The organism is Variovorax sp. WDL1, assembly GCF_001541225.1.
Classification (GTDB): Bacteria; Pseudomonadota; Gammaproteobacteria; order Burkholderiales; family Burkholderiaceae_C; genus Variovorax.
The window spans coordinates 17,959-26,300 of the sequence record NZ_LMTS01000255.1; the positions used below are offsets into that span (position 1 = coordinate 17,959).

The 8,342-nt window shown below is 68.0% G+C and carries 8 protein-coding genes; 1 reads left to right on the forward strand and 7 read right to left on the reverse strand.

Annotated features, from left to right (window positions below):
* The 6 genes from APY03_RS31830 to APY03_RS31855 all read right to left on the reverse strand — a co-directional run.
* Positions 1-716: lysophospholipid acyltransferase family protein (locus tag APY03_RS31830; protein WP_068683588.1), on the reverse strand; the 716-nt coding region annotated here is incomplete at its 3' end.
* A 16-nt stretch (positions 717-732) separates the two neighbouring features.
* A complete protein-coding gene (locus APY03_RS31835) occupies positions 733-2,004 on the reverse strand; it encodes a dihydroorotase (RefSeq protein ID WP_068683484.1) in 1,272 nt (423 codons plus the stop codon).
* Positions 2,001-2,963, reverse strand: a complete 963-nt coding sequence (locus APY03_RS31840) for an aspartate carbamoyltransferase catalytic subunit (protein WP_068683486.1) — start codon at positions 2,961-2,963, stop codon at positions 2,001-2,003. The genes APY03_RS31835 and APY03_RS31840 overlap by 4 nt, the downstream gene beginning before the upstream one ends.
* Positions 2,963-3,457, reverse strand: a complete 495-nt coding sequence (gene pyrR, locus APY03_RS31845; protein ID WP_068683488.1) for a bifunctional pyr operon transcriptional regulator/uracil phosphoribosyltransferase PyrR — start codon at positions 3,455-3,457, stop codon at positions 2,963-2,965. Before pyrR ends, APY03_RS31840 begins: the two co-directional genes overlap by 1 nt.
* Positions 3,454-3,876, reverse strand: a complete 423-nt coding sequence (ruvX, locus tag APY03_RS31850; RefSeq protein WP_068683490.1) for a Holliday junction resolvase RuvX — start codon at positions 3,874-3,876, stop codon at positions 3,454-3,456. The genes pyrR and ruvX overlap by 4 nt, the downstream gene beginning before the upstream one ends.
* Before the next feature lie 11 nt (positions 3,877-3,887).
* The gene (locus tag APY03_RS31855) at positions 3,888-4,487 is read right to left on the reverse strand and encodes a YqgE/AlgH family protein (protein WP_068683590.1); all 600 of its coding nucleotides are present in this window, start codon (positions 4,485-4,487) and stop codon (positions 3,888-3,890) included.
* On the opposite strand from APY03_RS31855, the gene APY03_RS31860 reads away from it, so the two are divergent.
* The gene (locus tag APY03_RS31860) at positions 4,486-5,988 is read left to right on the forward strand and encodes a cryptochrome/photolyase family protein (protein ID WP_068683492.1); all 1,503 of its coding nucleotides are present in this window, start codon (positions 4,486-4,488) and stop codon (positions 5,986-5,988) included. The two genes, APY03_RS31855 and APY03_RS31860, sit on opposite strands and share 2 nt — an antisense overlap.
* Before the next feature lie 17 nt (positions 5,989-6,005).
* Here APY03_RS31860 and APY03_RS42865 read toward each other — a convergent pair.
* Positions 6,006-8,342: hybrid sensor histidine kinase/response regulator (locus APY03_RS42865; protein ID WP_198161335.1), on the reverse strand; the 2,337-nt coding region annotated here is incomplete at its 5' end.

Here is an 8,342-nt window from a genome sequence, read left to right on the forward strand (position 1 = left end):
ACGTCCGCATGCAGCGACAGCGCCCAGGCTCGCCGGTCGCGGCCCCAAGAGGGCTGGGGCTTTCCGAATCGCACGATTGCGACAAGCGGCGGCGCCTTCAGCACCTTCCATAGCGAGGAGGGAAGGTTGTCATTGCCGATGTAGCGCGGCGCCAGGCTGAGCTCGCCAGTGGCGGCGTCGGCGAAGCGCAGGGCCATCGGTTGCACCGGCGCGCCCGAGGAGATGGCGGCCTGGAGCAGGTTCGCATGGAAGGGCAGCACCGAATTGCCGTCGCCGGTGGTGCCCTCGGGAAACACCGCGATCACGTCGCCCTCGCAGAGCGCCTCGGTCATGGTGTGCACCACGCGAAGTGCGTCGCGCCGGCGCTCGCGCTCGATATAGAGAGTACCGGCGCCGTTGGCCAAGGTGCCGATCAGTGGCCAGTACTGCACATTCGCCTTGGAGACAAAGCGCACGTGCCGCGCCGCGTGGACGGTGATGATGTCCAGCCAGGACACATGATTGCTGACCACCAGGAGCGGCCCACCCTGGGGCGGCGTGCCCTGCACCACGAGGCGGATGCCCATGATCGCCAGCATCCGGGCTGCCCAGGCCTGCACTCGCTGCTCGCGCTCCGCCTGGGAAAGCTTGGGGAACTTGGCGCGGATAGTCCACCAGCCGACAAGCGCTTGAGCCAGCGCACGTATGAGCTTCAGGAACGCGGACAGAGACTGCATCGGGCAGCGATCGACCTCAACCGTGGACGAGCCGCCCGCCCACCAAAGTGTGGCGCGGCTTGCCGCGCAAGGCATAGCCGCCGAAGGGTGTGTGCTTGCCTTGGCTACGCAGCGCTTCGGGCAGCACCTGCCACTCCAGCGCGGGATCCACGATGCAGAGATCGGCCACCCCGCCTGGCGTCAGGCGCCCTGCCTCGGTGGCCCCGAGCAGCCGCGCGGGGGCAGCCGTCACCACCTCTATTGCGCGCAGCAGCCCCGCACCGCTCCGCTCGCCCCATTGCAGCGCCAGCGGCAGCAGCAATTCGAGCCCGGTCGCGCCGGGCTCGCTCTCGGCAAAGGGCAGGGTCTTTGCGTCGACCTCGACCGGTGTGTGGTCTGACACCAGCGCGTCGATGGTACCGTCGGCCAGCGCGGCAGAGAGTGCATCGCGGTCGCGCTGTTGGCGCAGCGGCGGATTGAGACGGGCACGGCTGTCGAAGTAGCCGATGTCGGTGTCGACCAGGTGCAGCGAGTTGATGCTGAGGTCGCAGGTGAGCGGCAAGCCTTCGGACTTGGCCGCGCGCACCAACGCCACGCCGGGCGCGCTCGACAGGCGACACACGTGCACGCGCGCGCCGGTGGCACGCATCAGCTCGATGATGGTGAAGAGCGCGATGGTCTCCGCCGCCACCGGCACGCCGGACAGGCCCAGGCGCGTGGCGAGCGGGCCGCTGGCGGCCACGCCCTGCCCGAGGTCGCGGTCCTGCGGCCGCAGCCACACGGTGTAGCCGAAGGTGCTGGCGTACAGCAGCGCGCGCTGAAGTACCTGCGTGTTGCTCAAGGGGACATCGGCCTGGCTGAAGCCGATGCACCCGGCCTCGGTGAGTTCGGCCATCTCGGTCAGTACCTCGCCCTTCAGGCCACGTGTCAACGCGCCCAGCGGGAACAGGCGCGCACTCTGCATCTTCTCGGCGCGGAACTTGAGCATCTCGACGAGGCCCGGCTCGTCGAGGATCGGATCGGTGTCGGGCGGGCAGACCAGGCTGGTCACGCCACCGGCCGCGGCCGCGGCCATCTCGCTTTCCAGCATGCGCTCGTGCTCGTAGCCGGGCTCGCGCAAACGCGCGGCCAGATCGACAAGGCCGGGCACGATCAGGCAGCCTTGCGCATCAAGCGTGCGCTCGGGGTTGAAGTCGGCCGGCGTGCCGCCGATGGCGAGCACCTTGCCGTCGGCGATGGCCACGTCGGCCTGCTTGTCGAGCGCGGTGGCCGGATCGATGATCCGTCCATTGGTGATCAGGGTTCTCATGCTTCGTTACCTGCCACGATGCTCATCACGGCCATGCGCACGGCAATTCCAAAAGTGACCTGAGGCAGGATCACACTCTGCTGCCCGTCGACCACCGCCGAGTCGATCTCGACCCCGCGGTTGATGGGCCCCGGATGCATCACGATCGCATCGGATTTGGCGAGCTGCAGCTTCCCGGGCGTGAGGCCGTAGGTCTTGAAGAATTCCTGCGACGAGGGCAGCAGCGCTCCGCTCATGCGCTCGTTCTGCAGCCGCAGCATGATGATCACGTCGCAGTCCCTGATGCCTTCCTCGAGCGTGTGACACACCCGCACGCCCATCTCCGCCATGTCACCCGGTACCAGGGTCTTGGGGCCGACCACTCGTACTTCGGCGCAGCCCAGGGTAGTGAGCGCGTGGATGTCGGAGCGCGCCACGCGCGAGTGAAGCACGTCGCCCACGATCGCCACCGTGAGGTTGGCGAAATCCTTCTTGTAGTGGCGGATCGTGTACATGTCGAGCAGGCCCTGGGTCGGGTGCGCATGGCGGCCGTCGCCGGCGTTCACCACGTGCACGTGGGGCGCGACATGCTGCGCGATCAGGTAAGGCGCACCCGATTCGCTGTGCCGCACCACGAACAGGTCGGCGGCCATCGCGCTCAAGTTGGCGATGGTGTCGAGCAGCGACTCGCCTTTGCTTGCAGAGGAGCGCGCGATATCGAGATTGATCACGTCCGCCGACAGCCGCTTGGCCGCGATCTCGAAGGTGGTGCGGGTGCGCGTGGAGTTCTCGAAGAAAAGGTTGAACACACTCTTGCCGCGCAGGAGCGGCACCTTCTTCACCTCGCGGTCGCTCACGCTGGTGAAATTGACAGCGGTATCGAGGATCTGCGTGAGGATGGCCTTGGGCAGGCCCTCGATGGACAGCAGGTGGATCAGCTCGCCGTTCTTGTTGAGTTGGGGGTTGCGTTTGTAAAGCATCAGGCTTGCTCCACCTGGAAGCTGAAAACCCCCTTGTCGTCGCGCGCAAGCGCCAGCGACTGCGCTGCCGGAAGTTCAAGCCGCGCCGCCGCGAAGTCCGCCGCCACGGGCAGCTCGCGACCGCCGCGATCGACCAGCACCGCCAGGCGCACGCAGCCCGGCCGACCGAAGTCGAACAGCTCGTTGAGCACCGCGCGGATGGTGCGGCCGGTGTAGAGCACGTCGTCGAGCAGCAGCACGTCGGCGCCGTTCACGTCGAAGGGCAGCGAAGTCTGGGCGCTCGCGGCCATGCCACGGCGCGCGAAGTCGTCGCGGTGCATGGCCGAGGAGATGATGCCGGGCGCACCGGGCAGGCCCAGGTCCTTCTGCAGCCGCTCGACCAGCCAGGCGCCGCCGGAGGTGACGCCGACCAGGCGGGTGTCCGGGCGCATCAGGGGCTTCACGCCGCGCAGCAGCTCGAGATAGAGCGCCTCAGCGTCTGGAATCGTGTTCACGGAAGGCTCCTCAAGAACTGTTCAAGGATGATGCAGGCCGAGGCTGCGTCGGCATCGCGCGCGCCCGCAGCCAGGGCCTCGGTCGTGCTGTAGCGCTCGTCGACTTCGTAGACCGGTAGGCGGAAGCGCCCCCTCAACTGCCGGGCGAAGCGCTGGGCGGCACGGGTGTTGTCGTGCGCAGCGCCGTCGGGGTGGTAGGGCACGCCCACCACGAGGGCGTCGGGCTGCCACTCGCGGATGCGGGCCTCGATCTGAGCGAAGCGGGCATCACCGTCGGCCTTGATCGTGGCCTGCGGCGTGGCACTGGGCAGCAGCCGATTTCCGCTCGCGACGCCAGTGCGCTTCTGCCCGAAGTCGAAGGCCAGGAAGCTCTGGAACTGGGAAGGAACGGAAGCAGGAGGGGCAGCGCTGTCGGGCATTGCCTCGACCCTCATGCATGCCCCGCTTCGGGCGACAGCGTCCAGGCCTGCAGGCCCAGCAGCGACAAGGCCTTGTCGTAGCGCTGCTCGATGGGTGTGTCGAAGATCACCGCCGGATCGGCGCCCACGGTAAGCCAGCTGTTCTCTGCCAGCTCGGATTCCAGTTGGCCCTCGCCCCAGGCGGCATAGCCCAGCGAAACCAGCACCTTGCGCGGACCCGCGCCGGTGGCCAGGGCCTCCAGCACATCCTTGGAGGTGGTCATCTCCAGGCCGCCGGGAATGGTCATGGTCGATGCGTAGACCGACTCGTTGGGCTTCTCGCCTTCCCCGAATACCGCCTCGTGCAGAACGAAGCCGCGTTCGGTCTGAACCGGGCCGCCCTGGAACACCGGCGCGCTGCCGAGCTCGGGGCGCGCCAGGCGCAGCTCGATCTTCTCGAACAGTACCCCGAGATTGATGTCGCTGGGCTTGTTGATCACCAGGCCGAGCGCGCCGCGCTCGCTGTGTTCGCAGAGGTACACCACGCTGCGGCTGAAGGCCTTGTCCGTCAGACCCGGCATCGCAATCAGGAAATGATGCGTAAGGTTCATCGGGGCAGAATCGAGGGCCATGCCGCCGATTTTACTGGCCGCCGACAAGACCTACCCCAAGGGCCTCATGTGGTTCCGCCGCGACCTGCGGGTAGACGACAACGCGGCCCTCTACCACGCGCTGCGCGCCTGCCGGCAGCTGCTCTGCGTCTTCGTATTCGACCGGGCGATCCTCGATGCGCTGCCGCGCGCGGACCGGCGCGTGGAATTCATCCGCGAATCGCTGGTCGAGCTGCAGGCCGAGCTGCGCACCCTCGGCGGCGGACTGATCGTGCGCCATGCGGTGGCGGAGGAAGAGATCGCACCGCTCGCGCGCGCCTTGGAGGTGCAGGCGGTGTTCGCGAACCGAGACGACGAGCCTGCTGCGCTGACGCGGGACGCGAATGTCCTGGGCGCGCTGGCCAACGGCGGCATCAGCTTTCACACCTTCAAGGACCAGGCCGTCTTCGAGCGCGACGAGTTGCTGACGAAGACCGGCCAGCCCTACACCGTCTTCACCCCCTACAAGCGCGCCTGGCTGTCCAAGGTGGACGCCTTCTACCTCAAGCCATACCCGGTGCGCAGCCACATCGACGCGCTGGCACCCGCACCGGGAGACTTTCGCCCGCCGGTCCCGACACTGGCCGAGATCCGCTTCGATAAAAGCAACCTCTCCGAGCTGGAGATGCCGACCGGCAGCCGCGGCGGCGCAGTGCTTTTCGAGGACTTCTTCCAGCGCATCGACCGGTACCACCAGGCTCGCGACTACCCGGCCGTGCGCGGGCCCAGCTACCTCGGCGTACACCTGCGCTTCGGCACCGTCTCCGTCCGGCAGCTCGCCGGCGTGGCGCACCAACTGGCGCTGCAAGGCGATGCCGGCGCGTCGGCCTGGTTGGGAGAGCTGATCTGGCGGGACTTCTTCTTCCAGGTGCTCGCGCATCACCCGCAGATCGGCGAAGGCAAGAGCTTCAGGCCGGAATACGACCGCATCCAGTGGCACCACGGCAAGCACGCCGACATGCTCTTCGAGGCATGGTGCCGGGGACGCACCGGCTATCCGTTGGTCGACGCCGCCATGGCGCAGATCAACCAGAGCGGCTACATGCACAACCGCCTTCGCATGGTCGTGGCCAGCTTCCTGTGCAAGAACCTCGGCCTGGACTGGCGGCGCGGCGAGCGCTACTTCGCGCTGCAGCTCAACGACTTCGAGCTGGCATCCAACAACGGCAACTGGCAGTGGGCCAGTTCCAGTGGATGCGATGCGCAGCCCTACTTCCGGATCTTCAACCCTGTCACGCAGAGCGAGCGCTTCGACCCCGAAGGGAAGTTCATCCGCCGCTATTTGCCGCAGCTCGCGAAGCTGTCGAGCACGAGCATCCACGCGCCCTGGACCGTGGCACCGCTGGAGCTGGAAGCGGCAGGGGTGCGGCTGGGCGACAACTATCCGGAGCCCCTCGTCGACCACGCCGAAGCACGGGCGCGCACGCTGCAGCGCTATGCGGTCGTGCGCGAGGCGAAGAGTGGAAGGAAGGGCCGCGCCTGAAGCGCCGCCCGGCCCACTCAGGCCGCCATGGCCTGCTGCGGCGCCTCGGCGCTGGCGTAGTGCCGCACCAGCCGCAGGAGCTCGTCTTCCGCGTAGGGCTTGCCGAGATAGTGGTTGACACCCAGCGCGCGCGCATGGTCGTGGTGCTTTTCCGCGATGCGCGAGGTGATCATGATGATCGGCAGGTCGGCCAGGGAGGCATCGGCGCGAATATTGCGCGCGAGGTCGAAGCCATCCATGCGCGGCATCTCGATGTCCGACAACACCACCGCGGGCCGCTCCTGCTGCAGGCGCTCGAGCGCCTGCAGGCCATCGGCCGCCAGCGACACGCGATAGCCCTCGCGTTGCAGCAGGCGCTGGGTGACGCGGCGCACGGTGATCGAGTCGTCGACCACCAGCACCAGCGGGATCTGCGGTGGTGCCGCCTGGGTCACCACGTCCTCCGCGCCGCCTATCGAGGCAGCGGCAGATGCACCGCTGGCCTGGAACTGCCGCGCCTGCTCGCCATGCACTGCGGCCAGTGCGACGGGGTTGTAAATCAGGGCCACCGCACCGGAGGCCAGCACCGAAATGCCAGCCATGCCGGGCAGCCGCGAGAGCTGCGGACCCAGGTTCTTGACAACCACTTCCTGGTTACCCAGCACTTCGTCCACATGCAGAGCCACACGCTGGGCGGCGCTTCGCACGATGACGATGGTGTTGGTCCTTGCTGTCCCGCGCTCGCTGCGCGCGGAGGACTGCAGAAGCGCACCGGCCCAGAAGAAGGGCACCTGCTCGCCGCCGAACGAATAGCGCTGCTCGAGGTACGCGGTCTCGAGCTCGGAAGCACCGGCGCGCTGCACCAATTCCACCAGATTGGACGGCACGCCGATCGACGTGGCGCCGGCACGCAGCATGACCACGTGCGTCACCGCCGTAGTCAACGGCAGAACCAACTTGAACTGCGTACCCTCGCCCGGCTTGCTCTGGATCTCGATGCGGCCGCCGAGCGCCGCGACCTGCGCGCGCACCACGTCCATGCCGATCCCGCGGCCAGCCAGTTCGGACACCTGTTCGGCGGTCGAAAAGCCCGGGGTGAAGATGAGCTCGGCCGCCTCGTCCTCGCTCGGCTGGTGATCCGCTGAGATCAGGCCCAACGCGCGTGCGCGCTCGACGATGCGACGGTGGTTGAGCCCCGCGCCGTCGTCGCGGAAGCTGACCGAAACGTCGTTGCCTTCGTGATGCAGCTCGATGGCGATCAGGCCGCTCGGTTCCTTGCCGGCCTTCTCGCGCGCCGCCGCGTCTTCGATCCCGTGCGCGACGCAGTTGCGCAGCAGGTGCTCGAAGGCAGGTGTCATGCGGTCCAGCACGCCGCGATCCATCTCGATGCTGCCGCCGACGATGTCCAGCCGCACCTGCTTGCCGGTGTCCTTGGAGGCCTGCCGCACCACGCGATAGAGGCGCTCGGAAATGCCCTCGAACTCCACCATGCGCGTGCGCAGGAGCCCGCGCTGCAGCTCGCGCGTCTGGCGCGCCTGGGCGCTGAGGTCGTCTTCCGTGGCCTGAACGGTCTTCTGCAGGGTGCGCTGCACGGTTGCCACGTCGTTGACGGACTCCGCCATCATCCGCGTGAGCTCCTGGACGCGCGTAAAGCGGTCGAATTCGAGCGGGTCGAAGCCCTGCTGCGAATCCTTGGCCTGGGCCAGGCGCGACTGCATCTGGCTCTCGGCCTGCACCTCGATGTCGCGCAGCTGCTGGCGCAGGCGATCGAGGTTGCCGGTCAGATCACCGAGGGAACTGCGCAGCTGGCCCAGCTCGGCCTCCAGACGCGAGCGGGTGATGATGACCTCGCCGGCTTGCGCCACCAGGCGGTCGAGCAGATGAGTACGGATGCGCACCGCCTGGCTGGACAACGGGCGCAGCGGCGTGAGCGCCGAAGGGGAAGGCAGCGCCACTACAGAATGCGGTGCTTGTTCGTCGGGTCGGTCGTCTGCAGGCGAGACCAACTCGGCAGCGGCGTCCGTCTCCGGCGCTTCCGGGGGCGCTTCGGCGGCTGACGTCCCGGCAACAGCCCGCTTCGCCAGCTCGCTTTGCATCGCATCATCGGCGGCACGCAGCGCATCGAAGGTGGCCTGCAGCGTGTCGAAGCGCGCCAGCAGCTGCTCGACGGCAACGCGGTCGGCCCCCTCGGCACCGATGGCCTCGATCTCGGACTCCATGCGGTGCGCGCGCTCGCCCAGGCGCATGGCGCCGGCCAGCCGGGCACTGCCCTTGAGCGTGTGCAGCGTGCGCAACGTCGCGGCGCGTGGGGCCGGGTCGTCCAGATGCTGCGACCATTCGCGCAGCGCGCTGCCGAGCTGCGGCAGCAGCTCGGC